Below are 24,333 nucleotides of genomic sequence, written 5' to 3'. Positions count from 1 at the left end.
CGGCGCGCTTGCCTTGCGGCTTGCCGTGCGCCGGACGCGGACCGCGTGCACGCGCGTCTTCCGCGCCGGCCGGACGCGGACCCTTCGGACCCTTGTGGCCCGAAGCACCCTGCCCACGACGCGGGCCCTGCGCGCCCTTGGGCGAGGACTTGCCTTGCGGCGACTGCGCCTGTTCTTCGGGCGGCTGTCCCGTGCCCATCCCCATGCTCTTCTTGATTTCGAGAAGACCATCCTTGAAGCTCAGGGTACGGCGTTGTTGCGATGCGGCTTTCACGTCCAGCTCTCTTCCTTATTGGATCGGACGCTATGATACAGAATCGCGCGCAGCATTTCTGTCACCGCGACTCGTCGATGCAACGCGCGCACCACGCCTGCCGCGCACACGACGCTTGACAGCGCGCCCGCACGACCTCCGCGAAAATGTGTCGCGCGCGCGAATCGCCCTGTTTTTACGGGGTTTTTTGCGATTTTCCGCATCGTACGCCCGCACCGCGCCCCCATTTTTCACGCCGCGTACGCCTTTGTGCGCATCGCGCGCTTTTTTTGTCACGAATATGAACGTTTCCTCGACTTTGCCTTCTTCGATCCGCGCGATCGTTACCGGACATTCGCGCGGGCTCGGCGCCGCGCTCGCCGAATTGCTGCTGGAGCGCCAGATCGACGTGCTCGGCGTCGGCCGCAGCGCCCATCCGACGCTGGCTGGCCGGACCAGCGCCCAATCGCCCAGGCAAACCGCCGCGCGATTCGCCGAAGCCGCCGTCGATCTCGCCGATCCCGCGAGCGTCGAGCGCTGGCTGGCCGGCGGCGCGCTAAGCGCATTTGCACAAGGCGCGGACTGTGTGCTGCTGTTTAACAATGCCGGCACGGTCGACCCGATCGCGCCGCTCGGCGCGCAGGACGCAGGCGCGATCGCCCGCGCGATCACGCTCAACGTCGCCGCGCCGCTGATGCTGGCCAACGCACTGGCCAGCGATGCCGGGTCGGGCAACGCCGCCTCGCGACGCATCCTGCACGTCTCCAGCGGCGCCGCGCGCAACGCTTACGCGGGCTGGAGCGTCTATTGCGCAACCAAGGCCGCGCTCGATCATCACGCGCGTGCCGTGGCGCTCGACGCACCGCGCGGCGTGCGCATTTGCAGCGTCGCGCCCGGCGTCGTCGATACCGGCATGCAGGCGACGATCCGCTCGACGTCGACGGACAACTTCCCGCAACGCGAACGATTCGAGCAACTGAAAGAGAACGGCCAACTGGCGACGCCGGAACACGCGGCGCGTCTGTTGATCGATTACGCGCTGAGCGACGCGTTTGGTTCAACGCCGATCGCCGATGTGCGCGAACTCGCGTAACGACATCATCGCGCGATTGAATCGAGCCACCAGGCGCGTGGCTCCCGCAAACGCTCACCGCAACAATTGAGCGCGACGCGGAATCACAATAGGTAACGAGTTGATTTCGCGTTATTTCAGCGAAGTGACGAGCCGCTTTGCGCGGCTCGTTTTCCATCACTCCCGCAAACACTCACCTTTATCGGTGCATTCGAGCATCAGGTAAGCGCCACACGCGGCCGCAATTCTGCCTTCAGGCGACGCGCGCCGCCCGCAAGAATCAGCAGCGCGCCGATCGCCACCACGTCGCCGGCGAAACGCGCGGGCAAGATCGCCGAAACGTGCGTCGCGCGGATGACCGTGTCGACTGCATTGGACACGAGCGCGCCGCCCACGAAGCACACGAGCCCCTGCTGCCCCACGCTCACGACGCCCGGCAGGCGCCGCGCGAGCCACTCGATCCAGCCGAGCCGCACCGCCTGCGCGGCGAGCCACGCGACGGCCGCAAAACTCACGATGCGCAGGCTCGCGAGATTCTGCTTCATATAGCCCGGCTGCGGCGTCACTTCGATAAAGAGCCGCACGACCGCGAACGCGACCACGAGCGTGATCGCGAGCACGGTAAGGAGTCGACCGAGCCGCGAGATCTGGAATGCGTCGGTGACCGGATAGAGACGGCACAGCAGTCCGAGCAGGAACATCGCCTGCCACGCGAACGGATTGAACGCCCAGATCGAGCCGGGCACCGACGGCAAATAGCGCACGAGCCAGCACCCGGCGAACCACGTCGCGAAACTGCCGAGCAGCACCAGGTCGGGCCGACGACGCGCCAGCGGCATGACGAGCGGGAGCAGCAGCACCAGAATCACGTAAAGCGGCAACACGCCCGCAAGATACGGCTGGTCGCGAAAGATCGCGATATTGCCGAGCATCGCGAACGGATGCGCGGTGAATCGCTGGAAGCCCGTTTCCGCCACCAGCGGCGAATCCACGCGCAGCGCGACAGCCGCCGCACCAGAAAGCAGCATCAACGCGGCGGCGCACAAATACGCGGCATAAATCTCACGTCCGCGCCTCAAAAAGCGGCGATTGGCGGCCTCCGTGCCCTTGCGTGCGGCGATCGCGAGCCAACTCGCCGCCGCCACGTAGCCGCTCACGAAGACGAACACCTCGGCCGAATCGCAGTACGCGAACGTGTGCAGCATGCCGTGCGACAACACGCTGGATGGAATGTGATCGAGTGCAATCGCGATCAGCGCGAAACCCCTGAAAAAATCGATTTCGATCGATCGCTTCGCTGTCTGGCTCATCAATGAATACTCCCGTCGTCTCTGGCGGTTGTCGCGATTATGGCGATTGAAATTGCGTCTCTTCGATTGGCTATGCGGATCGCGCGCCGATGCTTTGAGTCGCTTCCTTCGTCATCACCTTTCATCAGGATGACTGACTGTTTCTACGCTGATACGTAGCGCGTGCAAACCGTATGAAAATGCCGGGCGCCCGAAAGCGCTTCGTAAAGACTCGCTCGTTTCATCGCTACACCATGCGAATTCGGTGCCAGTGAGCGTCGAATCTTTCCTCGACATCCAGCATGGCACACCTGCAGTCACCCGCGCAGTTTCTCCCCGTCCACGGCAAGGCCGCCGTAAGGAAGTGCACCGCGCGCCTCATGACCAGGTTGACGCGCGATGGGGCGCGAGGTTCCGACGAATATTCAGTTTTATGCGAATTGATGTGCGCGACATGCGGTGTGCATCCGCGTGAGGACATAAATCCGCCCACATCGCTTTACTTGACACCTAAACTATTTAGACCTACATTAACCTCAAGGACTGACCACGGGAGCTAGCATGCGCATTGCCTGTATCGGCGGAGGGCCCGCCGGGCTGTACTTCGGCCTGTTGATGAAGCGCCGTCACCCGGAGTACGAGATCACGGTGATCGAACGCAACCGCCCGTACGACACCTTCGGCTGGGGTGTGGTGTTCTCGGACCAGACGCTCGGCAATCTGCGCGCGGCCGACCCGGAAAGCGCTGCCGAAATTCTCGACGCCTTCAATCACTGGGACGACATCGAAATCCATTTTCGCGGCCGCTCGATCCGTTCGTCGGGTCACGGTTTTTGCGGCATCGGTCGCAAGCGTCTGTTGAATATTTTGCAGGCACGCTGTGAACAGCTCGGCGTGAAGCTCGTGTTCGAGACCCAGATGAGCGACGACGACGTGCAAAACGCCGACCTCATCATCGCGAGCGACGGCCTGAACAGCGCCACGCGCCAGAAGTACGCCGCCACCTATCAGCCCGATATCGATCTGCGCGACTGCCGTTTCGTCTGGCTCGGCACCTCGAAACTCTTCGATGCCTTCACGTTTGCATTCGAAGAAACCGAACACGGCTGGTTCCAGGCGCACGCCTATCGCTTCGACGACAACACCTCCACGTTCATCGTCGAAACGCCGGAGCATGTCTGGCGCGCGGCGGGCCTCGACGACATGAGCAAAGAAGACAGCATCGCGTTCTGCGAAAAGCTGTTCGCGCGCTATCTCGACGGCCATGCGCTGCGCTCGAATGCATCGCATCTGCGCGGTTCGTCGCAATGGATTCGCTTTCCGCGCGTCGTGAACCGCGAATGGGTGCACTGGAAAACCGCGAGCGACGGCCAGCAAACGCCGGTCGTGCTGATGGGCGACGCCGCGCATACGGCGCACTTCTCGATCGGCTCGGGCACCAAGCTTGCGCTCGAAGACGCGATCGAACTCGCCAACAGCATGGACACGCATCCGCACGATCTGCGCGCCGCGCTCGCGCATTACACGAGTGTGCGGAGCGTCGACGTGTTGCGCATCCAGAATGCCGCGCGCAATTCCACTGAGTGGTTCGAGCACGTCGATCGTTACGCGAAATTCGAACCCGAGCAATTCGCCTATTCGCTGCTCACGCGTTCGCAGCGCATTTCGCATGAGAATCTGCGCGAACGCGATGCGGCTTACCTCGGCGGCTTCGAAACGTGGCTCGCACAGCGCGCGAATCCCGAGGCGGCATCCAGCGCGCGTCCGATCCCGCCGATGTTCACCCCCTATCGCGTGCGCGGCGTAACGATCAAGAATCGCGTGGTCGTCTCGCCGATGGCGCAATATTCCGCGCAGGATGGCGTGGCCGGCGATTATCACCTCATGCATCTGGGCGCGCGCGCGATGGGCGGCGCGGGACTCGTAATGACCGAGATGACCTGCGTGTCGCCCGAAGCGCGCATCACGCCCGCGTGCCCCGGTTTGTACGCGCCCGAACATCGCGCGGCGTGGAAACGCATCGTCGATTTCGTGCACACGCAGTCGGACGCAAAAATCGGCGTGCAGATCGGTCACTCGGGCGCTAAAGGCTCGACGCGTGTTGCGTGGGAAGGCATCGATCAGCCGCTCGACGACGGCAACTGGCCGCTCGTATCGGCCTCGCCGCAACAATATCTGCGTGGCGTGAGCCAGTGGTCGCACGCCGCGAGCGCCGATGAACTGCGCGAGATCGAAGCGCAATTCGTGCGGTCCACGCAAATGGCCGCCGAAGCCGGTTTCGACTGGCTCGAATTGCATTGCGCACACGGTTATCTGCTCTCGAGTTTTCTCTCGCCGCTCACGAATCAGCGCGACGATGAATACGGCGGCTCTCTGCAAAACCGTCTGCGTTATCCGCTGCAAATCTTCAACGCGGTTCGCGCCGTGTGGCCGCAGGACAAGCCGATCTCCGTGCGCATTTCGGCGCACGACTGGGTCGAAGGCGGCATCACGCCCGACGACGCCGTCGAGATCGCACGCGCCTTCAAGGCGGCAGGCGCCGACATGATCGACGTCTCTTCCGGCCAGGTGAGCAAGGACGAAAAGCCCGTGTACGGCCGCATGTTCCAGACGCCGTTCGCGGACCGCGTGCGCAACGAGGCGGGCATCGCCACCATCGCCGTGGGCGCGATTTCCGAAGCCGATCACGTGAACGGCATCATCGCGGCGGGTCGTGCGGATCTGTGCGCGGTGGCGCGCCCGCATCTGGCGAATCCGTCGTGGACGCTCAACGAAGCCGCGAAGATCGGCTATTTCGACGTGATGTGGCCGCATCAATATACGGCCGCGAAAAACCAGCTCGAACGCAATATCGAACGCGAGCGCGCTGCGGCTGCGGCGGCCGCCGGTTTGTCGCCGCTCGAACGCGCGCAGCGCGCGGAAGGCACCGTATGAACACGAACGACGCATTGCATCAACGCCACGCAGTCGTGACGGGCGGCGGCAGCGGCATCGGCGCCGCCACCGCTGCCGCCCTGCTGCAAGCGGGCGCGCGCGTCACGCTGATGGGCCGCGAGATGTCGAAGCTCGCCACGCAGCGCGAGAAGCTCGGCGGCGGCGAGCACATCGCGTGCGTGAGCGTCGATGTCGCCGACGAAGCCGCCGTGAACGACGCCTTTGCGCACGCAACACAAGCGCTCGGCGACGTCGATATCCTCGTGAACAACGCGGGTCAAGCGACTGCCGCGCCGTTCGCCCAGACCGATCTCGCACTCTGGAAACGCATGCTCGACGTGAATCTCACGGGCGCGTTTCTGTGCACGCGCGCCGTGCTGCCCGCGATGCTCGCACGCAAGCACGGGCGCATCGTGAACGTCGCAAGCACGGCGGGCCAGGTCGGCTATCCGTACGTGGCCGCGTATTGCGCCTCGAAACACGGCGTGATCGGCATGACGCGCGCACTCGCGCTCGAAGTCGCCACGCAGGGCGTGACCGTGAACGCGGTGTGCCCCGGCTACACGGAAACCGAACTTTTGCAGGCTTCCGTTGAGCAGATCACGCGCAAGACCTCGCGCAGCGAGGCCGAGGCGCGTAGCATCCTCGTGCGCCACAATCCGCAGCAGCGCTTCGTCACGCCGGACGAAGTCGCCAACGCCGTGTTGTGGCTGTGCGCGCCCGGATCGTCCGCGATCACCGGGCAATCGATATCCGTTTCTGGTGGAGAAATCACATGACCCTGCCCGCCCGCAAGACGGCATCCGCGAAAACGCCGCGCAAAGGCGTTGCGAAGCCCGCGGAGAATGTCGTCGACATGGAGATGAGCACGGGCACCGACAGCCATATGGGCCTGCGCCTGTGGCTGCGCCTGCTCACGACGACGAATCTCGTGCAGGCCGAATTGCGCCGCCGTCTGCGCAGCGAATTCGACACCACGCTGCCGCGTTTCGATTTGATGGCACAGCTCGAACGTCATCCCGAAGGGCTGCGCATGACCGAGCTGTCGCGCCGTCTCATGGTGACGGGCGGCAACGTGACGGGCATTACCGATCAGCTCGAAAAAGAAGGCCTCGTCGTGCGCGACGCCGATCCGGACGACCGCCGCTCGATTGCCGTGCGTCTCACGCCCGAAGGCCGCGCCGCGTTCGATCGCATGGCGATCGCGCACGAGCAATGGGTCGTGGAAATGCTGGGCGGACTTTCGCTCGACGAAAAGTCGAAGATGCACGACCGGCTCGGCAAGCTCAAGCAACATCTGCGCGACAGTTTGCCGGGCTGAACGCACGACGCGAATCAAACAGGATTCAGGAAGGAGACACACCTTGACGACAGAACGTTCGAGCGCCGACGCGCTCTTCGCGGGCAACCGCGTCACGCTCGCGGGCTACGAGGCGAAGCATTTCGGCTGGTCGGTCGAAGACCGCGTCGCCACGATCACGCTGAATCGCCCGGAGCGCAAGAATCCGCTCACGTTCGAATCGTATGCGGAACTGCGCGACCTGTTCCGCCAACTCGCCTACGCGACCGATGTGAAAACCGTCGTGCTGCATGGCGCGGGTGAGAACTTCTGCTCGGGCGGCGACGTGCATGACATCATCGCGCCGCTGATCGATTTGCCGATGCCCGAATTGCTGATGTTCACGCGCATGACCGGCGACCTCGTGAAAGCGATGCGTCACTGTCCGCAACCGATCATCGCGGCTGTCGATGGCGTGTGTGCCGGCGCGGGCGCGATTCTCGCGATGGCCTCCGACATGCGTTACGGCACCGCGCGCAGCAAGCTCGCGTTTCTGTTCACGCGCGTCGGTCTCGCCGGTTGCGATATGGGCGCGTGCGCGATCCTGCCGCGCATCATCGGTCAGGGACGCGCCGCCGAACTGCTCTACACGGGGCGTTCGGCAAGCGGCGAAGAAGGTCACGCATGGGGTTTCTACAACCGCCTGTGCGATCCCGCCGAACTGCTCGCCGACGCACGCAAACTCGCCGCCGATCTCGCCGCCGGCCCGACCTTCGCGCACGGCATCACCAAGACGATGCTGCATCAGGAATGGACCATGAGCATCGACGAAGCGATCGAATCCGAAGCGCAGGCGCAGGCGATCTGCATGGCGACGCGCGATTTCGGCCGCGCGTACGATGCCTTCGCGGCGAAAACGCGTCCGGTTTTCAAGGGAGATTGAGCAGTGAACGCACCGGCTGACACTCATCTGCACGACGCGCTTGCGTGGCCGTTTTTCGAGGACCGTCACCGCGCACTCGCCACCGGCGTGGAAGCGTGGGCGCGCGAACACCTCGCGCACGTTTCGCACGACAACGTCGACGACACCTGCCGCAAGCTCGTGCGCCAGCTCGGCGAAGCAGGCTGGTTGCGCTACGGCGTGGGCGGCACCGCTTACGGCGGCCACGGCGACACCATCGACACGCGCGCCGTCTGTCTGCTGCGCGAAACGCTCGCGAAGCATTCGGGCCTCGCCGACTTTGCGCTCGCGATGCAGGGCCTCGGTTCGGGCGCCATCTCGCTCGCCGGCAACGACGCGCAGAAATCGCGCTATCTGCCGCGCGTGGCAAAGGGCGAAGCGATTGCCGCCTTCGCGCTTTCCGAACCCAACGCGGGCTCGGACGTTGCCGCGATGGCGCTGGCCGCGCGCGACGAAGGCGATTGCTACGTGCTCGACGGCGAAAAAACGTGGATCTCGAACGGCGGCATCGCCGACTTCTACGTGGTGTTCGCACGCACGGGCGAAGCGCCGGGCGCGCGCGGCATCAGCGCGCTGATCGTCGACGCCGATACGCCTGGGCTGGAAATCGCCGAACGCATCGACGTGATCGCACCGCATCCGCTCGCGCGTCTGCGCTTCACGAATGCGCGCGTGAGCAAGAACCAGTTGCTGGGCGCTCCAGGAGAAGGCTTCAAGATCGCCATGCGCACGCTCGATATTTTCCGCACGTCGGTGGCCGCCGCATCGCTGGGTTTCGCGCGCCGCGCAATGGCCGAAGGACTCGCGCGCGCCGCCTCGCGCACGATGTTCAATCAGGTGCTCGGCGATTTTCAGCTCACGCAGGCCAAGCTTGCACAGATGGCGCTGACGATCGACAGCAGCGCCCTGCTCGTCTATCGCGCCGCGTGGCTGCGCGATCAGGGCGAAAGCGTCACGCGCGAGGCAGCGATGGCGAAATGGCACGCGAGCGAAGGCGCGCAGCAAGTGATCGACGCGGCGGTGCAGCTGTGGGGCGGCATGGGCGTGCAGAGCGGCAATGTCGTCGAGTCGCTGTATCGCGAGATCCGTTCTCTGCGCATTTACGAAGGCGCGACCGAAGTGCAGCAGTTGATCGTCGGACGCGATCTGCTGAAGTCGTATCACGCCGAACACCACGCGGCGTGATGCGAGCCGCCCCCCTCAACGAACGCGAAAAGCCCATGAAAAAAGCCCTTCTTCCCGCAGGCTGGATCAAGCCGCGCGGCTATGCGAACGGCGTCGCCGCGCGCGGTACGCAGGTGTTTATCGCCGGTCAGATCGGCTGGGACGAGCAGGCGAAGTTCACAAGCCGCGAATTCGGCGCGCAAGCCGTGCAGGCGCTGCGCAATATCGTGGCCGTGCTCGACGCCGCGGGCGGCAAGCCCGAGCATCTCGTGCGCATGACGTGGTATGTGACGGACAAGCAGGAATACCTGGCATCGCTAAAGGAAATTGGCGCGGCGTTTCGCGATCTGATCGGCGATTACGACATTGCGATGAGCGCGATTCAGGTCGTCGCGCTGATCGAGGACGAAGCGAAGGTGGAAATCGAAGCCACGGCCGTGATTCCCGACGACGTGCGTCTGAGCCACGCATAGCGCGCAGCGACCGATCGCATTCCAAGCGCGCGCAGAAAAAGACCGTATAAAACGCGCACCAGTCTGTTCAGATTGAAGCCGGAGACACCATGCAACCGACCGCTCACGTCGATACCTACGCACGCGATCACTTGCCGCCCGAATCGCAATGGCCCGCGCTGCTGCTCGACAATCCCGACGTCGCTTATCCCGCGCGCCTGAATTGCGCGGCCGAGTTGCTGGACCGCGCGATCGCGTCCGGATACGGCGCGCGCCCGGCGATCTGGTCCGAAGTCGATGGCCAGCCGCGCGCGACCACGTATGCGCAACTGCGTGAGCTGGTCGACCGCAGCGCGCACGTGCTCATCGACGACATGAAACTGCAGCCCGGCAACCGCGTGCTGCTGCGCGGCCCGAATACGCTGCAAATGGCGGTGGCCATGCTCGCGGCGCTCAAGGCCGGGCTCGTGGTCGTGCCCACCATGCCGCTGCTGCGCGCGAAAGAGTTGAAACAGATTATCGACAAGGCGAACATCAGCGCGGCGCTCTGCGATGTGCGCCTTGCCGACGAACTCGCGCGCAACACCGATCCGGCCGACGAATACTGCTGCACCGGTCTCGAACAGGTGCGCTACTTCCACGACGACGCGCCCGATAGCCTCGAAACGCTCGCGGCGAGCAAGCCCGCGCAATTCACAGCCTGCGATACCGCAAGCGACGACGTCTGCCTGATCGCCTTCACGAGCGGCACGACCGGCACGCCGAAGGGCTGCATGCACTTCCATCGCGACGTGCTCGCGATGTGCGATCTGTTCCCGCGCCACATCCTCAAGCCCACCGCCGACGACGTGTTTTGCGGCACGCCGCCGCTCGCGTTCACGTTCGGGCTGGGCGGCATTTTGTGCTTTCCGTTGCGCGTTGGCGCGTCGACGGTACTGATCGAAAAGCTCACGCCCGCCCTGTTGCTGCAAACAATCGAAAAATTCCGCGCGACGATCGTTTTCACCGCGCCCACGTTTTATCGGCAGATGGCGCCGCTCGTGAAAGACGCGGATATTTCGAGTCTGCGCCAGACGGTCTCGGCCGGTGAGGCGCTGCCGCAGGCCACGCGCGATTTATGGCGCGAGGCGACGGGCATCGAGATGATCGACGGCATCGGCGGCACGGAGATGATCCACATTTTCATTTCGTCGGCGGGAAGCGACGTGCGGCCCGGCTCGATCGGCCGCGCAGTGCCGGGCTATGTCGTGCAAGCACTCGACGACGCACTGCAACCGGTCCCGCCCGGCACGACCGGCAATCTCGCCGTGCGCGGCCCCACCGGTTGCCGCTATCTGGCCGACGAACGGCAGATGAAATTCGTGCGCGACGGCTGGAATCTGCCTGGCGACGCAGTGTCCATCGACGCCGATGGCTACGTGTTCTACCAGGCGCGCGCCGACGACATGATCGTCTCTTCCGGCTACAACATCGCCGGGCCGGAAGTGGAAACCGTGCTGATGCAGCACCCTGCCGTGTCGGAATGCGGCGTCACGGGCGTGCCGGACGACGTGCGCGGCCAGGTGGTGAAGGCCTTCGTCGTGCTCAAGCCCGGATTCGACGGCAACGAAGCGATGGTCGCTGAATTGCAGAACTTCGTGAAATCGGCCGTGGCGGCCTACAAGTACCCGCGGCTGATTGCATTTATCGACGCTTTGCCGCGAACGGAGACGGGCAAACTCAAGCGAGCGGTGTTGCGGACGATGTGACGAACTCCGGAAGGCTGGTTTGGGCTGCGAGAGGCGGCACGCGTGAGCGTGTCGCTTTTTTTACGTGTTTGCGCTTGGAAATGCGTGGGCGGACGCGGAGTTTTCTCGATTTCCGATTGGAATCGCGTGATTTATCAAGTATTACTACGTAAACCGTCATAAATCCAACTATCAGCGTCATATGATTTGACATTATTCATATAATGTTTGGATCAGTATGCAGAACGGCGCTCTTCCCGCGCCGAACAGCGTTGCACGCGATGAAACCGCTTCGAACGTGCTTTTCGCGTTCGATCAGGGAGAAACTGAGGACGTGACGGTACCAGGACGGCCCGGCGTCGACTTGAGAGTCGGCGAGGCGATGGGAGGAAACGCAGCGGAGAAGAAATGAGGCGATACAACGAAGCAACGATGCTCCGAAGCATGCACAGCTAAGAGGGAAACTGTGACGGCGCTACTGATCGACAAGACCAGGGCGAGGAACACCCCTCGCCCTTCGCGAATTCGCTTACTGCTGAATACCGAGCAGTTCGACTTCGAACGTCAGATCGCTGTTCGGCGGGATCGGGCCCACGGCGCGATCGCCATATGCCGTCGCGGCCGGGCAGGTCAGCTTGGCCTTGCCGCCGACCTTCATCGTCTGCAGACCTTGCGTCCAGCACGGAATCACGCGGCCGAGCGGGAACGTCGCCGCGCCGCCATGCTTGGCCGAACTGTCGAACTCGGTGCCGTTCGCGAGCGTGCCGCGATAGTTCACGCGCACGACGTCGTTGACGGTCGGCTGCGGGCCGGTGCCTTGCTTGATTTGCTCGACGATCACGCCCGACGGCAGCTTCTGGACGTTATCGGCAGCGAACGCGGTCGTAGCGACAGCGGCGGTTGCAAGCAGAGCAATGACTAGTTTCATGCGATGTCCTCGTTGGTTGACGCACCGATTATATCGACCTGACATTTCGTGCTCATTTCGCGCTCATTTCGGCGCTCGAATGCAGGCTCGCCCCACGCTTGCCGCCCCGAATTCCCCACTGACGCGACGATGCGCATTGACTATCTTTAGAGCATCGCCGCATCGCCCGGGAGCAGCATGATGGCTCAGGAATTACTCGTCGCGACCTTCGACAATCTGGACTCCGCGCAGCGCGCGGCGCGCGACTTCAGGAACTTCGAAACAGATGGCGTGGGGTTGAAGATCGAAAGCGGCGTCATGGTCCAGAAACACGCGGACGGCACGTGCACCGTGCTCGACCAGTACACGCATGCTTACTGGGGCACAGTCGTCGGCGCGGTCACGGGCGGATTGATCGGCCTGCTCGGCGGCCCCGTAGGCGCGATCGCGGGCATGACCATCGGCGCGGGCGCGACGCTCGGCGGCCGCGCGATCGAAAGCCTGCTCGACAGCCGACTCACGCAATCGATCGAAGCCGAATTGAAATCCGGCAGCGTGGCGCTCATCCTCGAAGCCAAAGAGGAATCCACGACCGAAGTCGACGAAGTCGTGCGCGGATACGGCGGCACCCTCTTTCGCCAGAAATTGGCGTGGTGAGACGGGCTGACGTCGCGCGCATTTGAGTCACGAAGCCGGTGGCGTGCTCGCACCGCCGAGCGCCGCATGCTTCGCCGCCGCCGCTTCGACGACGCGTTGCGCATCCGGATACGCCTCACCGGTGCTCGCCTGATAGCGCTTGAGTTCGTCGACGGCGCTCGCGAACGCACTGCCGCCGATGCACGCCTTCAGACGTCCCGCCTGCGAAAGCGCCGGATAGCGCGCTTCGGCCTCATCGAGAAAGCCCTGCATGGCGTCATGCAGATCGTCGTAGTTCCCGGCACGATTGATGCCGTCGATGCGTTCGTCCGCGTTCATGGTCGCGCTCCGGATCGTGTGGCTGCCTCGATAGCATAGAACGCGGTGCGAACCTCATGCGGATCAACCGGGCGTTGCATTCGACTGAACATTCTGCTGCGCCGCGCGCACTCCCCGCGAAGCTGACGTAAGCGACGCAGTCAACCGGCTTTCCAGCCCAGTCGTCGGCGCGCCCGGCAACAACGCGAGCACACGCGTATCCACGCCCAGCGCGATCGCCGCCACGGTCACCAGCACGAGTGCGCCCATTGCGCGGCGCAGCCATTCGCCCAGACCGAGCGAGCGCTTGAGCGCATCCATCGCCCGCCGGCCGAGGCTCGCGGCGATCGCCAATGAGCAGGCCGCGCCGATCGCATAAGCCGCGAGTGCGCTCCACGTCTGCCAGGTCACGCCGTGGCGAGCCGCGCCCGTGAGAATCAGGCCGAGGATCGGGCCCGCGCACGGCGCCCAGAGCAAGCCGGTCGCCGCGCCCAGCAACAGCGACGAACCAATCTGCCCGAGCGCGCCATCGCTCTGCGAATGCGCCATGAAGCGGTCGGCGAGCGTGGTAAGCGGACGCGTCAACCGCGTAGCGAGCGTGGGCAGCAACAAGGCCGCGCCGAACACGCCAAACAACGCCAGCGCGAACCAGCGGCCGTATTCGCTCAATTGCGCCGCGCCATTCAGGCCGGCCGCGCCGAGCCCCGTGAGCAGCGCGAACGTCCCCGCGAGACCGAGCAGCAACGGCAAACGATCGGTCAGGAACGGACGGTCGGAGCGCGCGAACACGAACGGCACGACCGGCAAAATGCACGGACTCAGGACAGTGAATGCTCCACCGATGAAAGCGACGACGATGAGCAACATGATTCGGACTCCAGATATTGTACGTTTGAACGGATACGCGCAAAACGGCACGCATACCGGGAAAATTCAGCGGCGCACATAACGCCAGTTGCATGACCCGTATTCAAACGCCTGCGTGTATCGGGCAAATGTCGGATGAAGGTGCTATCGCATCGGCATGTGTCGCGCGCTGCCCGAGATACACGCCGATACAGATAACGCATCGCACGCAGCAAGGCAGCACCGCGAAACGCCTGTTTTTGTATGCCAATGTGTACACAGCTCGCGGCGATACATGGCGATTCACGCACGACCACGACGAGACACGCGCCAGATACGTCGGCGCGTTCCAATACGTCCGAACCCTCACCAAAAGGAGAACTCGTCATGCTCAACCGACTCAAGATCGCCGCCGTCGCGGCCGGGCTCGTCGCCACCGCGGCCTTCGCCGCATTTGCATCTGCGCAGGATTCGGGCGTCGAGCCGTCTGCGATCAAGACCGGCGCACCCGCGCCCGATTTCACCGGCATCGACACGTGGCTCAACAGCGCCCCGCTCGATCTCAAGCAATTGCGCGGCAAGCCGGTACTCGTCGAATTCTGGACTTTCGACTGCATCAACTGCGCGCATACGATTCCGCACGTGAAGGACTGGTACGCGAAATACCACGACAAGGGTCTCGTGGTTGTCGGCGTGCATACGCCTGAATATTCGTTCGAACGCAATACCGCGAATCTGAAGAAGGCGATCGGGCAATACGGTATTCAATATCCCGTCGCGCAAGACAATCGCTATGCAACGTGGAACGCGTACGGCAATCAATACTGGCCTGCGCTGTACCTGATCGATCAGAACGGCAAGCTCGTGTATACGCACTTCGGCGAAGGTAATTACGACGATACCGAGCATCAGATTCGTACGCTGCTCGGCCTCGACGCCAAGCGCGGTTAATCGACTGAATCGTCTGAATTGTCTGGGTTGTCTGGACGTTGCCGAACCGGAAAACGGTTCGGCAAATGAAAAATGGCGTGCCGAAAAGCACGCCATTTTTATATGGAAGGCACAAAAAAAGCGCGCCATAGAGCGCGCTTTTCAACCGAAAATCACCTCATCACAGATGCGTGACTTGCAGAATCGCTTCGGCGAATTCCTTGGGCGCTTCCTGCGGCAGATTGTGACCGATACCGCCCGTCAAATTGCGATGCAGATACTTGCCGGTGAACTTCTTCGCATACGCTTCGGGCGGCGGATGCGGCGCGCCATTGGCATCGCCTTCCATCGTGATCGTCGGCACCGAAATAGTCGGCGCGGCGGCGAGACGCTGTTCGAGGCCGTCGAGACGCGCTTCGCCCTGCACCAGACCGAGACGCCAGCGATAGTTATGAATCACCACCGCCACGTGATCGGGATTCTGGAACGAAGCGGCCGAGCGCGCGTAAGTCGCGTCGTCGAAATTCCATTTCGGCGAGGCAAGTTGCCAGATCAGTTTATTGAACGCGTCGCGGTTTTGCGCGTAACCCAGTTCGCCGCGCTCGGTCGTGAAATAGAATTGATACCACCATTGCAGTTCCGCTTTCGGCGGCAGCGGATTCTTGTTCGCCGCCTGGCTGCCGATCAGATAACCGCTCACGGAAACCAGACCCTTCACACGCTCGGGCCACAGCGCGGCGATCGTATCGGCCGTGCGCGCGCCCCAGTCGTAGCCGCCCAGCACGGCTTGATCGATCTTGAGCGCGTCCATCAGCGCGATGATGTCCACGGCGGTCACCGCCTGCTGGCCGTTACGCGGCGTATCCGCCGAGAGAAAACGCGTCGAACCGTAACCGCGCAAATACGGCACGATCACGCGATAACCCGCTGCGGCAAGCATCGGCGCCACTTCCACATAGCTGTGGATGTCGTAAGGCCAGCCGTGCAGCAACAGCACCGGCGTGCCGTTCTTCGGACCGGCCTCCGCATAACCGACGTTGAGCAGACCCGCGTCGATCTGCTTGATCGGACCGAACGACGCGCTCCCGCCGGTGCGCGAGTTGCCCGCCGCCTCGTTCGACGATTGCGCGTGCGCGAGGCTGCTCAGCCCCAGATCCGCGAGGCTGAAGCTCGCGAGCGTTGTACCGAGAATACGGCGACGGCGGACATTGACGGGATCGGACATGAGCCCACTTCTCCTGGTTGTCTTCTGAAAAGGCCCGCGCCGGAATCGGCGCGGTTGCTCGAATTCGCCGTCATATGCGGATCGAACGATCGCAGGCGCGGCGGCAGAAAAACGCTTCAGAGGATTTATAGCGGAATCGCGCGCGCGCTTTGTATCCCAATGTGTCTGTCCGGAAGACGTACACAAAACAAATCAATTTGGAGCGAAAGCGTGGTGCGGGCACGACGCGGCCGGGTCGCCGCCGTACAAAAGTTTCCGAACGGAAACCGGGAAAACTTCGGGCCGATGACGCGTCCAGCCACGCCAGACGCGTCATCGGCCCATCACACGGCGCTCAGGTCTGCGCCGCGAATTCGACGCGGCGTTGCGCCGTATCGTAACGGCACACGACCTTCGCGCCTTCCTTCACCTCGCCCTTGAGCATTTCCTTGGCGAGTTCGTTCTCGATGGCCTGCTGGATCTGGCGTTTCAGCTCGCGCGCGCCGTACTCGGGCCGATAACCCTCGGCGGCAAGGAAATCCACCACGCTCTCGTCGAAGCTGAGATCGATATCCTGGCTGCGCGCCATGCGCTGCACCTGTTCGAGTTGCAGGCGCACGATCGAACGCAGTTCGTCGTCGGAGAGCGGCTGGAAAACGATGATGTCGTCGATACGGTTCAAAAACTCCGGGCGGAAATGCTGGCGCAACTCGCCCAGCACGGCGCTCTGCATCGACGCATCGGCGCTCGCGAGAAAGCCCGGCCCCGAACGCTTCTGGCCCGAGACCACGTCCGAGCCGAGATTGCTCGTCGCGATCACCACGGTGTTGCTGAAATCGACCACGCGGCCCTTGCCGTCGGTAAGACGACCGTCGTCGAAAACCTGCAGCAGCACGTTATAGACGTCCGGATGCGCCTTCTCGATCTCGTCGAGCAGAATCACGCAGTACGGTCGGCGGCGCACGCGTTCGGTCAACTGCCCGCCCTCGTCGTAACCCACGTAACCCGGCGGCGAGCCGATCAGCCGCGACACCGCGTGGCGCTCCATGTACTCGCTCATGTCGATGCGCACGATGGCGTCCTCGTCGCCGAACACCACTTCGGCCAGCGCCTTCGCCAGTTCGGTCTTGCCCACGCCGGTCGGTCCGAGGAACAGGAACACGGCGGTCGGGCGTCGGCCGCGACGCAAGCCGGCGCGCGAGCGGCGCACGGCATCGCTGACCGCGACAATCGCCTGATTCTGGCCGATCACGCGCTCGTGCAGACGCTGCTCCATTTCGAGCAGCCGCGTGCGCTCCTCCGCCGTGAGCTGCGTGACGGGCACGCCGGTGAGCTTCGACACGATCTCGGCCACCTGCTCCGTCGTCACGTCGGACGTGACCGAACCGAGCTGGCCTTTCCAGTCGCTCGTGGCGTCGGCGAGCGACTTTTCCTTGTCGGCGATGGGATCGTCGAGCGCATGCGCGCGCTCGAAATTCTTGCGCGTGGCCGCGTAGTCCTGCTCGCGTTTGAGCTGCGCGAGTTCGGATTCGAGTTCGAGAATCGCGGCGGGCCGCGAGGTCGCCGAAAGATGCACGCGCGCCGCCGCCTGGTCGATCAGGTCGATGGCCTTGTCGGGCAGAAAACGGCCCGTGACGTAGCGGTCGGACAATTCGGCGGCGGACACAAGCGCGTCGTCGCGAATGGTCACATGATGATGGACTTCGAGTTTATCCCGCAGCCCGCGCAGAATATTGATGGTCTGATCGACGCTCGGCTCGGCGACGAACACCGGCTGAAAGCGCCGTTCGAGCGCGGCGTCTTTCTCGATGTACTTCTGATATTCCGCGAGCGTGGTCGCGCCGATCAGGTTCAGCTCGCCGCGCGCCATCGCGGGCTTGAAGACGTTCGCGATATCGAGTCCGCCTTCGTTGCCGCCTTGGCCCGCGCCCACGATCATGTGCACTTCGTCGATGAACAGCACGAGCGTCTCGCGCTGTGCGTTGATTTCCTCCATCACGCCCTTCACGCGCTCTTCGAATTCGCCGCGATATTTCGCGCCCGCGATCAGGCCGTTCACGTTCAGTTCGACGAGCCGTCTGCCGCGCAGCGACTCGGGCACGTCGCCGCTCAGCATGCGCTGCGCGAGCCCTTCGGCGATGGCCGTTTTGCCCACGCCGGGCTCGCCGATCAGCACCGGATTGTTCTTGCGGCGGCGCGCGAGCACTTCCACCACGGTCTCGATTTCGCTCGAGCGGCCGATCACGGGATCGAGTTTGCCCTCGCTCGCGAGCGCGGTGAGATCGCGGCTGTATTGATCGAGTTGCGGCGTGGGACTCGGCGCCTTCGCGGCGGGCTGCTCGCGCTTGTCGCCTTGCGCTTCGACGAGCCGTTGCAGCACTTTTTGCGGCGTCACGCCGTAGCGGCCCAGCAGATGGCCCGCGAAACTGTCCGGCACCTGCGTGAGACCGAACAGCAGATGCTCGGGCGCGACGTAGCTGTGACCAAGTTCGCGCGAGACCAGAAAGGCGCGGTCGAGCGCGCCCTTGAGTCGCGGCGACACGGCCATGCGCGCTTCGTCGTGCGCCGCGCCCGCTTCGCGCTTTTGCGCGTTGGCGTCGATGAACGCGCGCACGTCGTCGGGCTCGATGCCGAGGCGCTTGAGCATGGCCGCGCCCGCATCGTTGCCCGCAAGTTCGTACAGCAGATGTTCCGTGTCGACTTCGCGGCGGCCGAATTGCACCGCGCGTTCGGCCGCGCGTTGCAGCAATTCGCGCGCCGTGTCGCTGAAATAGCGCTCGACGATCGCGCCGTCGCCGGCTTCCATGGTCTGCGGCGCGGGTTGGGCCGCGGGATCTTCTGCAGCTTGCTGCGCGCCGCGGAACAGCGCTTCGAGCGGACTCACAGTGCGCTGATGGCGCGTGAGCTGCGCGTAGTGATAATCGCAGACGTCGAGATAACGCCGCCTGCCGTCCTGCAACACGGCCACCCGCACGGTCGCAGGACGCACGCCGCAAATGTCGCAGTTGAACTGAGCCATTTTCCCTCCTCGATAGCGGTGCGCCGCGCGAAGCCACGCGCGCGTCCACCAACGGCGAGACGACGTGTGCGGATTATCGGGCGCAAGAAAACGCGCGTGAACGCGAATGACGCCACTCGGGCAGCGACGCCCTGGCGGTCGAAGACGCGCAAAACGCAAGAGTCAACACAAGAGCCAAGCGAAGTCCAGCCGTCATCCTAGCGTCGAATCGCGCGGCGCGTTGCCAGGCTGTCGCACCCGCGGGCTGGCGCGGCATTCAGACGAATATCGTCTGGATCCGCGCGCAGCCGTGGGCGACGCGGGTCAGGCGCCGGAGGCCGGCGTCTTGTCGATCCAGGCCGTCAGCAAGGTGGACGAGACGGCGAGGATGACCGGCCCGATGAACAGGCCGACGATGCCGAACGCGAACAGGCCGCCCAGCACGCCGGAGAGGATCAGCAGCATCGAGAGATTCACGCCGCGCCGGATCAGCACGGGGCGCACGAAGTTGTCGAGCATCGCCACCATCACGGACCAGATCGCGAGCAGGATCGCCGCCACGTTCGAGTCGTGCATGAACAGCCAGATCACGCCGCCGAGCAGCGGCAGCGCCGGGCCGATCTGCGCGAGGCAGAGCATCAGCAGCACGGCGGTGAGCACGCCCGCGCCCGGCACGCCCGCCACGGCGAGGCCAATGCCGCCGAGCGCCGATTGCAGCACCGCCGTCACGACGATGCCGAGCGCGACCGCGCGAATCGACGCGCCCGCGAGCTTGACGGCTTCCGCGCCGTGGCTCGGCGCGACGCGCGCCGCGAAGCGCACGACATAGGCGGCCGCCTTCTCGCCCTGCATGTAGAGCAGGCCGGTGATGATCACGGTGATGAACATGTGGATCACGAACACGCCCACCGAAGCCGCATGGCCGATCAGCCAGTGCGCCGCAATCGACGCGTAAGGTTCGAGCTGCGCGAGCAGGCCGCCCGGACCGGCGTCGGAGAACGACTGCCATTTGTCGGCCACGCGCGCGCCGATCATCGGCAGGTCGTGCACCCAGCCGGGCGGCGGCGGCAGCGCGTAATCCGGCAGCTTGCGGATCAGGTCCATGATCTCGGCGCCGTGCGCGGCGAGCGTGGAGATCGCTTCGTAGAGCGGCAGCACGATCACCACCAGCAGAATCAGCAGCATGCAGAGCGTGGCGAGCCAGCGCCGCCGGCAGCGCCGCTCGACGGCGAGCATGGCGGGCCAGGTGGCGACGACGATGGTGGTCGCCCAGATCAGCCCGGGCAGGAACGGGCGCATGACGTAGAGGCTGCCGACCGTCAACGCGCAGAGGATCGCGACGACAAACAGCACGCGAGCAATATCCGGCGGGTCTTGCGGCTTCACGGGGTTCTCCTCGCTGCGGCCACGCCGCGCGCGTCGTCAGGGGCTTCGGATCATCGGGGTTCGGCGCGCACGCCGACGCGCTAGTCTATCCCGGATGCGAGGGCTCCCGTCGCGAAATGGCCCTTTATCCGATAATGACCTTCCCCGCCCCCTCACTGGAAGCGCTAATCACCATGTCCGTATCCGCACCGAAACTGCCCTGCGTGCTCCTGACCAACGACGACGGCATCGACGCGCCCGGCCTCGCCGTGCTCGAAGAAGTCGCGCACGAACTGGCCGACGAAGTCTGGGTCGTCGCGCCCGAACACGACCAGAGCGGCACCTCGCACTCGATCAGCCTGCATTCGCCGCTGCGCGTGAGCCGTCGCGGCGAGCGCCGCTTCGGCGTGCTCGGCACGCCCGGCGACTGCGTGGTGATGGCCGTGCGCCAGTTGATGGGCGACGTCACGCCCACGCTGGTGCTTTCCGGCATCAACCGCGGCGCCAATCTCGGCGTGGAGACGATGTTCTCGGGCACGGTCGGCGCCGCCATGACCGGCCTGTTGCTCGGCCTGCCGTCGATCGCGCTCAGCCAGACCTTCCGCGACCGCGAGCACGTGCGCTGGGACACGGCGCGCGCGCTCGCGCCGGACGTGATCCGCCGTCTCGCAGCGATCTCGCACGACGCGCCCGTGTGCCTGAACGTGAATTTCCCCGATGTGGACGCCAGCGCGGCGGGACCGCTCACCGTCACGCGTCAGGGTGTGGGCCTCGTGCAAGGCATCGACGTGGTGCCGCTGACCGACCCGCGCGGCATCGACTATCACTGGCTGCGCTTTCATCGCGGTCCGCGCGAAAACGGTCCGGATACGGAAACGGCCGTCGTCGGCTCGGGACGCGTGTCGGTCACGCCGCTGCATTTCGACCGCACCGCCGAGCGGACCTTCGCCACGCTGGAAAGCGCGCTCGCGGCCGGCGCATGACGCAATCGTCGATCCGATAAAAAAGGCCGGCGTTGCGCCGGCCTTTTGACGTGCGAAGCGCGCCGGTTCCGCCCGGCCGCTTCGGATTCCGGGTTTCAGATGCCCGGCATGATCGGATACGGCTCGGTGTGATCCTCCACGGCGCGCACGCCGGGAATGCCTTCGGCGGCCACGCGCACCGCTCGCACGGCGTCGGCGGAATTGAAGGTGCCCCACAGATGCACGACGCCCTCGCGCACGACGACGTTACGCCCCGCGAACGCCCACGGCCGCCCTTCGAGTTCCGCCACCAGACGCTCGCGGATCTCGCGATCGCTCGACGACACGGGCTGCGGCTCCTCGGCGCTGCTCGCCAGCGCCTGCAACAGATTCGCACGGCTCACGATGCCCACGAGCGTGCCGTCGCGCAGCACCGGCACGCGCTTCACGCCGCGCCGCTCCATCAGCGCCGCGATGTGCGTGAGCGAATCTTCCTCGTTCACGCTGACGATCTCGGTCGTCATCACATCTTCGACGCGGCGCGCGTGCGACTTCACATAGGCGTCCGCGTCGGCGTTGGTCGCGAAGAAGTCGAGCCAGCGCTTGCGGCGCGTGGTGTCCGTGCCGATCTCGATGCGCCGCAGCAAATCGCCCTCGCTGATGATGCCCACGAGCTGCCCCTGCGCATCGAGCACCGGCGCGCCGCTGATACGGCGGTCCAGCAGCAGCTTCGCTGCGTCGCGCACGGTCGTTTCGGGGCTGACGGTAACGACGTTCGGGGTCATGACGTCCATTGCACGCATGGTCTTTCTCCTGTTCGCTCGTGAAATCGTGGTCGATATTCAAAGCGTACTGGCGTGCGACCTACTGACATTGATGTACATCAATTCGTACATCGGACGCCGATTCATGCGGTGAAATGTCCCGCTGCAATGCGTCTCAGGCGCGCCGGTTTCAGTCCTGCACCATCGCCAGCACGCGCAACGGGCTGCCCGAACCGGCCTGGATCTTCAACGGCGCGGAGACGATGACCGCGCCCGTCGGCGGCAGTTGATCGAGATTTTTCAGGCACTGCAGGCCGTAGCGATTCGAGCCGTGCATGAGCGTGTGACACGGATACGGCACCGGCCACGCGTAGGCCTGCCCCGCATCGGTATTGATGGTTTCCACGCCGAAGCCATGCACCTTGCGTTCGTGAATCAGCCACTCGACGGCCGCCTGGGTCGGGCCGGGCGTATGCGCGCCGTCCTCGCGCAGATTGAGGAATTCGGCGGGATCGGTGCGCTTGGACCAGTCCGAGCGCAGCAGCACCCACGCGCCGGCGGGAATGCGGCCGTGGCGCACTTCCCACGCCTCCAGAAACTCGACGGTCAGCAGCCAGTCCGGATCCGCCGCAATCTCGGCGCTCGCATCGACGACGACAGCCGGCGCCACGAAATTCTTCACGTCGATCGTATCGACGGAATTCTGCGCGTGGTCCTTGCCGGAGATCCAGTGGACGGGCGCGTCGAAGTGCGTGCCGGTGTGCTCGCCGCAGGAAAAGTTGTTCCAGTACCAGCCCGGACCCTGCTCGTCGTACTGGCTGATCGTCTCCATCCTGAACGCCCACACCTGGCCGAACTGCGGCGGCAACTGCAGCGCCGGAAACTCGGGCGACAGCGTTTGCGTCAGGTCCACGATGCGCACACGGCCGCTCGCGAGATCGGTGGTCAGTTGCTGCAGACTGCTCGTCATCTTGCGCTCCTTTCGGTTCTGAACCGCTTGTTCGCGTTCTCTCTGCCGCTGTTTTGCCGCTCCTCGATCGTCCTGCGCACACACGGCGAATGCATCCTATGACGCCAAAATTATCTTTAGGTATAAATCAATTCAAAATCATGGTTAACCCCTTTTTTCCTTTCGCCGACAAGGGCCGCACAAGCGTCGTGGTATGTTTGCGTTCCGGCCGCTCAGGCCGTTCCTGCCGCTTCCACCGATTCGCCACCCGCCCGTCCAGACCCGTATGAGCCAGCCCATCGCCCCCAGCTTCGTCGACAGCTACACGCCCGCGCTGCTCGCCCAGGTCAGCCAGCTGATCTCGGGCGAATTCCACGTGATCGTGCAGGCGGCGGGATTCGAGGTGTCGGACTGGCGCGTGCTCTCCACGCTCTCGGACGGCAAGCCCATCAGCATCGGACGGCTCGCGCAGATTTCGGTGACGAAACAGCCCACCGTGACGCGCCTGCTCGACCGCATGGAGGCGCAGGGCTACGTCAAGCGGATTCCGAGCGAAGCCGACCGGCGCGTGACGAACGTGCGCATCACGCCGCGCGGGCAGAAGCTCGTATCGGAACTGATGGTGCAGGCCAGGCAGCACGAGGATCAGGTGCTCGAACCGCTCGGCAAGGACAAGGCCGAAGAATTGAAGGCCACGCTGCGGCTCTTGATCGAACTGCATCGTCCGCCGGCCTGAACGTCCAGGCGCGAGCGCTCAGCCGGTCTGCGCGCGCGCCATGGCCAGCTCGATGGCGCCGCGCAGATCGTCGGGCATCGGAATGGCCTTGTGGGTGTCGAGCGAGGTCGTCACAAGGGTTTGCAGCGCGCTCATGCGCACCACGCCGTCCGCGCCCGTGCAGGCCCACGCGAGCACCAGCGACGCATTGCCGAGCCGCTGCACGTCGAGCGACAGCGTCACGCGGTCGCCCATCTTGCTGATCGCCTTGAAATCGACTTCGAGCCGCACGGTCGGCATGCCGATGCGCCGCGCGCCGATCACGCCGTGATAACCCTCGGGCAACAGATCGTCGATCCACGCTTCGATCAGATCGTTGAACAGCACGAAATACTGCGGATAAAACACGATGCCCGCGGGATCGCATTCGGAAAAATGAATCTTGTGCGGACGGCTGAAGGTGGGCGCTTTCATGTCAATGTCGATCTCGATGTCTTGCTGCGCGCCGCGCGCGAATCAGGCGAGCGCGTGTCTCGCGAGCGCCGCGCGCAGCTTGTGGCCGTGCTCGTCGGCGAGCGCGGCGTCGCGCAACTCGCGCAGCGTGGCCG

General features: G+C 64.3%; 22 protein-coding genes and 1 pseudogene. 12 read left to right on the top strand and 11 right to left on the bottom strand.

Annotated features, from left to right (window positions below; genetic code table 11):
* Positions 1–274: pseudogene (locus tag G3N97_RS22145) on the bottom strand (hypothetical protein); the annotation flags it as partial.
* A 280-nt stretch (positions 275–554) separates the two neighbouring features.
* Here G3N97_RS22145 and G3N97_RS22140 point away from each other — a divergent pair.
* The gene (locus G3N97_RS22140; protein ID WP_205995127.1) at positions 555–1,346 is read left to right on the top strand and encodes an SDR family oxidoreductase; all 792 of its coding nucleotides are present in this window, start codon (positions 555–557) and stop codon (positions 1,344–1,346) included.
* 197 nt (positions 1,347–1,543) lie between these two features.
* Here G3N97_RS22140 and opgC read toward each other — a convergent pair whose 3' ends face one another.
* Positions 1,544–2,635: an OpgC domain-containing protein gene (gene opgC / locus G3N97_RS22135; RefSeq protein WP_205995126.1), complete on the bottom strand. Its 1,092-nt coding sequence runs from the start codon at positions 2,633–2,635 to the stop codon at positions 1,544–1,546.
* 540 nt (positions 2,636–3,175) lie between these two features.
* Between opgC and G3N97_RS22130 the strand changes: the two genes are divergently transcribed.
* The 7 genes from G3N97_RS22130 to G3N97_RS22100 all read left to right on the top strand — a co-directional run bounded on the left by G3N97_RS22130 (position 3,176) and on the right by G3N97_RS22100 (position 11,152).
* The gene (locus tag G3N97_RS22130; RefSeq protein WP_205995125.1) at positions 3,176–5,548 is read left to right on the top strand and encodes a bifunctional salicylyl-CoA 5-hydroxylase/oxidoreductase; all 2,373 of its coding nucleotides are present in this window, start codon (positions 3,176–3,178) and stop codon (positions 5,546–5,548) included.
* Positions 5,545–6,327: an SDR family NAD(P)-dependent oxidoreductase gene (locus G3N97_RS22125; RefSeq protein ID WP_205995124.1), complete on the top strand. Its 783-nt coding sequence runs from the start codon at positions 5,545–5,547 to the stop codon at positions 6,325–6,327. The genes G3N97_RS22130 and G3N97_RS22125 overlap by 4 nt, the downstream gene beginning before the upstream one ends.
* Entirely contained in the window at positions 6,324–6,869 is a 546-nt protein-coding gene (locus G3N97_RS22120) for a MarR family transcriptional regulator (protein ID WP_205995123.1), read from the top strand. Before G3N97_RS22125 ends, G3N97_RS22120 begins: the two co-directional genes overlap by 4 nt.
* Before the next feature lie 43 nt (positions 6,870–6,912).
* On the top strand, positions 6,913–7,770 hold the full coding sequence (locus tag G3N97_RS22115; RefSeq protein WP_074985673.1) for an enoyl-CoA hydratase family protein: 858 nt from the start codon (positions 6,913–6,915) through the stop codon (positions 7,768–7,770).
* Between the two features lie 3 nt (positions 7,771–7,773).
* Complete coding sequence (locus G3N97_RS22110) at positions 7,774–8,973, top strand: acyl-CoA dehydrogenase family protein (protein WP_205995122.1); 1,200 nt, start codon at positions 7,774–7,776, stop codon at positions 8,971–8,973.
* Between the two features lie 35 nt (positions 8,974–9,008).
* A complete protein-coding gene (locus G3N97_RS22105; RefSeq protein ID WP_205995121.1) occupies positions 9,009–9,425 on the top strand; it encodes a RidA family protein in 417 nt (138 codons plus the stop codon).
* Positions 9,426–9,514: 89 nt separating this feature from the next.
* Positions 9,515–11,152 (top strand): AMP-binding protein, encoded by a 1,638-nt coding sequence (locus G3N97_RS22100; protein ID WP_205995120.1) that lies wholly within the window; start codon positions 9,515–9,517, stop codon positions 11,150–11,152.
* A gap of 508 nt (positions 11,153–11,660) precedes the next feature.
* Here the strand turns inward: G3N97_RS22100 and G3N97_RS22095 are convergent.
* Positions 11,661–12,059: an FKBP-type peptidyl-prolyl cis-trans isomerase gene (locus G3N97_RS22095; protein WP_065065727.1), complete on the bottom strand. Its 399-nt coding sequence runs from the start codon at positions 12,057–12,059 to the stop codon at positions 11,661–11,663.
* Positions 12,060–12,239: 180 nt separating this feature from the next.
* Between G3N97_RS22095 and G3N97_RS22090 the strand changes: the two genes are divergently transcribed.
* Positions 12,240–12,695, top strand: a complete 456-nt coding sequence (locus tag G3N97_RS22090; RefSeq protein WP_205995119.1) for a DUF1269 domain-containing protein — start codon at positions 12,240–12,242, stop codon at positions 12,693–12,695.
* A gap of 27 nt (positions 12,696–12,722) precedes the next feature.
* Here the strand turns inward: G3N97_RS22090 and G3N97_RS22085 are convergent, their stop codons facing one another.
* Both G3N97_RS22085 and G3N97_RS22080 read right to left on the bottom strand, forming a co-directional pair.
* Entirely contained in the window at positions 12,723–13,013 is a 291-nt protein-coding gene (locus G3N97_RS22085) for a hypothetical protein (RefSeq protein ID WP_205995118.1), read from the bottom strand.
* Positions 13,014–13,076: 63 nt separating this feature from the next.
* Positions 13,077–13,859, bottom strand: a complete 783-nt coding sequence (locus tag G3N97_RS22080; protein WP_205995117.1) for a cytochrome c biogenesis protein CcdA — start codon at positions 13,857–13,859, stop codon at positions 13,077–13,079.
* Positions 13,860–14,225: 366 nt separating this feature from the next.
* Between G3N97_RS22080 and G3N97_RS22075 the strand changes: the two genes are divergently transcribed.
* A complete protein-coding gene (locus tag G3N97_RS22075) occupies positions 14,226–14,789 on the top strand; it encodes a thioredoxin family protein (protein ID WP_065065724.1) in 564 nt (187 codons plus the stop codon).
* A 160-nt stretch (positions 14,790–14,949) separates the two neighbouring features.
* Here G3N97_RS22075 and G3N97_RS22070 read toward each other — a convergent pair whose 3' ends face one another.
* The 3 genes from G3N97_RS22070 to ydiK all read right to left on the bottom strand — a co-directional run bounded on the left by G3N97_RS22070 (position 14,950) and on the right by ydiK (position 20,356).
* On the bottom strand, positions 14,950–15,993 hold the full coding sequence (locus G3N97_RS22070; RefSeq protein WP_205995116.1) for an alpha/beta hydrolase: 1,044 nt from the start codon (positions 15,991–15,993) through the stop codon (positions 14,950–14,952).
* Positions 15,994–16,327: 334 nt separating this feature from the next.
* A complete protein-coding gene (locus tag G3N97_RS22065) occupies positions 16,328–18,991 on the bottom strand; it encodes an ATP-dependent Clp protease ATP-binding subunit (protein ID WP_241030748.1) in 2,664 nt (887 codons plus the stop codon).
* 303 nt (positions 18,992–19,294) lie between these two features.
* The gene (gene ydiK, locus G3N97_RS22060; protein WP_205995115.1) at positions 19,295–20,356 is read right to left on the bottom strand and encodes an AI-2E family transporter YdiK; all 1,062 of its coding nucleotides are present in this window, start codon (positions 20,354–20,356) and stop codon (positions 19,295–19,297) included.
* A 173-nt stretch (positions 20,357–20,529) separates the two neighbouring features.
* Between ydiK and surE the strand changes: the two genes are divergently transcribed.
* Entirely contained in the window at positions 20,530–21,318 is a 789-nt protein-coding gene (surE, locus tag G3N97_RS22055) for a 5'/3'-nucleotidase SurE (protein WP_205995114.1), read from the top strand.
* Positions 21,319–21,413: 95 nt separating this feature from the next.
* Here the strand turns inward: surE and G3N97_RS22050 are convergent, their stop codons facing one another.
* Both G3N97_RS22050 and G3N97_RS22045 read right to left on the bottom strand, forming a co-directional pair.
* Positions 21,414–22,100, bottom strand: coding sequence for a CBS domain-containing protein (locus G3N97_RS22050; protein WP_205995113.1), 687 nt, complete (start codon positions 22,098–22,100; stop codon positions 21,414–21,416).
* A gap of 151 nt (positions 22,101–22,251) precedes the next feature.
* Positions 22,252–23,031, bottom strand: coding sequence for a cyclase family protein (locus tag G3N97_RS22045; RefSeq protein ID WP_205995112.1), 780 nt, complete (start codon positions 23,029–23,031; stop codon positions 22,252–22,254).
* 265 nt (positions 23,032–23,296) lie between these two features.
* On the opposite strand from G3N97_RS22045, the gene G3N97_RS22040 reads away from it, so the two are divergent.
* Positions 23,297–23,746, top strand: coding sequence for a MarR family winged helix-turn-helix transcriptional regulator (locus tag G3N97_RS22040; RefSeq protein WP_205995111.1), 450 nt, complete (start codon positions 23,297–23,299; stop codon positions 23,744–23,746).
* An 18-nt stretch (positions 23,747–23,764) separates the two neighbouring features.
* Here the strand turns inward: G3N97_RS22040 and G3N97_RS22035 are convergent, their stop codons facing one another.
* The gene (locus G3N97_RS22035; RefSeq protein WP_065065716.1) at positions 23,765–24,199 is read right to left on the bottom strand and encodes a thioesterase family protein; all 435 of its coding nucleotides are present in this window, start codon (positions 24,197–24,199) and stop codon (positions 23,765–23,767) included.
* Positions 24,200–24,333: the final 134 nt, after the last annotated feature.

It is taken from the genome of Paraburkholderia sp. Ac-20347, from assembly GCF_017104805.1.
Classification (GTDB): domain Bacteria; phylum Pseudomonadota; class Gammaproteobacteria; order Burkholderiales; family Burkholderiaceae; genus Paraburkholderia; species Paraburkholderia tropica.
This window is presented reverse-complemented; position numbering and strand designations above follow the sequence as displayed.

What these genes read in the sequence shown, in the direction of transcription:
- G3N97_RS22105 (WP_205995121.1), top strand. Translation starts at nt 9,009, where the DNA reads ATGAAAAAAGCCCTTCTTCCCGCAGGCTGGATCAAGCCGCGCGGCTAT.
- G3N97_RS22035 (WP_065065716.1), bottom strand. Translation starts at nt 24,199, where the DNA reads ATGAAAGCGCCCACCTTCAGCCGTCCGCACAAGATTCATTTTTCCGAA.
- opgC (WP_205995126.1), bottom strand. Translation starts at nt 2,635, where the DNA reads ATGAGCCAGACAGCGAAGCGATCGATCGAAATCGATTTTTTCAGGGGT.
- G3N97_RS22130 (WP_205995125.1), top strand. Translation starts at nt 3,176, where the DNA reads ATGCGCATTGCCTGTATCGGCGGAGGGCCCGCCGGGCTGTACTTCGGC.
- G3N97_RS22075 (WP_065065724.1), top strand. Translation starts at nt 14,226, where the DNA reads ATGCTCAACCGACTCAAGATCGCCGCCGTCGCGGCCGGGCTCGTCGCC.
- surE (WP_205995114.1), top strand. Translation starts at nt 20,530, where the DNA reads ATGTCCGTATCCGCACCGAAACTGCCCTGCGTGCTCCTGACCAACGAC.
- G3N97_RS22080 (WP_205995117.1), bottom strand. Translation starts at nt 13,859, where the DNA reads ATGTTGCTCATCGTCGTCGCTTTCATCGGTGGAGCATTCACTGTCCTG.
- G3N97_RS22070 (WP_205995116.1), bottom strand. Translation starts at nt 15,993, where the DNA reads ATGTCCGATCCCGTCAATGTCCGCCGTCGCCGTATTCTCGGTACAACG.
- G3N97_RS22040 (WP_205995111.1), top strand. Translation starts at nt 23,297, where the DNA reads ATGAGCCAGCCCATCGCCCCCAGCTTCGTCGACAGCTACACGCCCGCG.
- G3N97_RS22125 (WP_205995124.1), top strand. Translation starts at nt 5,545, where the DNA reads ATGAACACGAACGACGCATTGCATCAACGCCACGCAGTCGTGACGGGC.
- G3N97_RS22085 (WP_205995118.1), bottom strand. Translation starts at nt 13,013, where the DNA reads ATGAACGCGGACGAACGCATCGACGGCATCAATCGTGCCGGGAACTAC.
- G3N97_RS22140 (WP_205995127.1), top strand. Translation starts at nt 555, where the DNA reads ATGAACGTTTCCTCGACTTTGCCTTCTTCGATCCGCGCGATCGTTACC.
- G3N97_RS22090 (WP_205995119.1), top strand. Translation starts at nt 12,240, where the DNA reads ATGGCTCAGGAATTACTCGTCGCGACCTTCGACAATCTGGACTCCGCG.
- G3N97_RS22045 (WP_205995112.1), bottom strand. Translation starts at nt 23,031, where the DNA reads ATGACGAGCAGTCTGCAGCAACTGACCACCGATCTCGCGAGCGGCCGT.
- G3N97_RS22100 (WP_205995120.1), top strand. Translation starts at nt 9,515, where the DNA reads ATGCAACCGACCGCTCACGTCGATACCTACGCACGCGATCACTTGCCG.
- G3N97_RS22095 (WP_065065727.1), bottom strand. Translation starts at nt 12,059, where the DNA reads ATGAAACTAGTCATTGCTCTGCTTGCAACCGCCGCTGTCGCTACGACC.
- G3N97_RS22120 (WP_205995123.1), top strand. Translation starts at nt 6,324, where the DNA reads ATGACCCTGCCCGCCCGCAAGACGGCATCCGCGAAAACGCCGCGCAAA.
- G3N97_RS22050 (WP_205995113.1), bottom strand. Translation starts at nt 22,100, where the DNA reads ATGCGTGCAATGGACGTCATGACCCCGAACGTCGTTACCGTCAGCCCC.
- G3N97_RS22065 (WP_241030748.1), bottom strand. Translation starts at nt 18,991, where the DNA reads ATGGCTCAGTTCAACTGCGACATTTGCGGCGTGCGTCCTGCGACCGTG.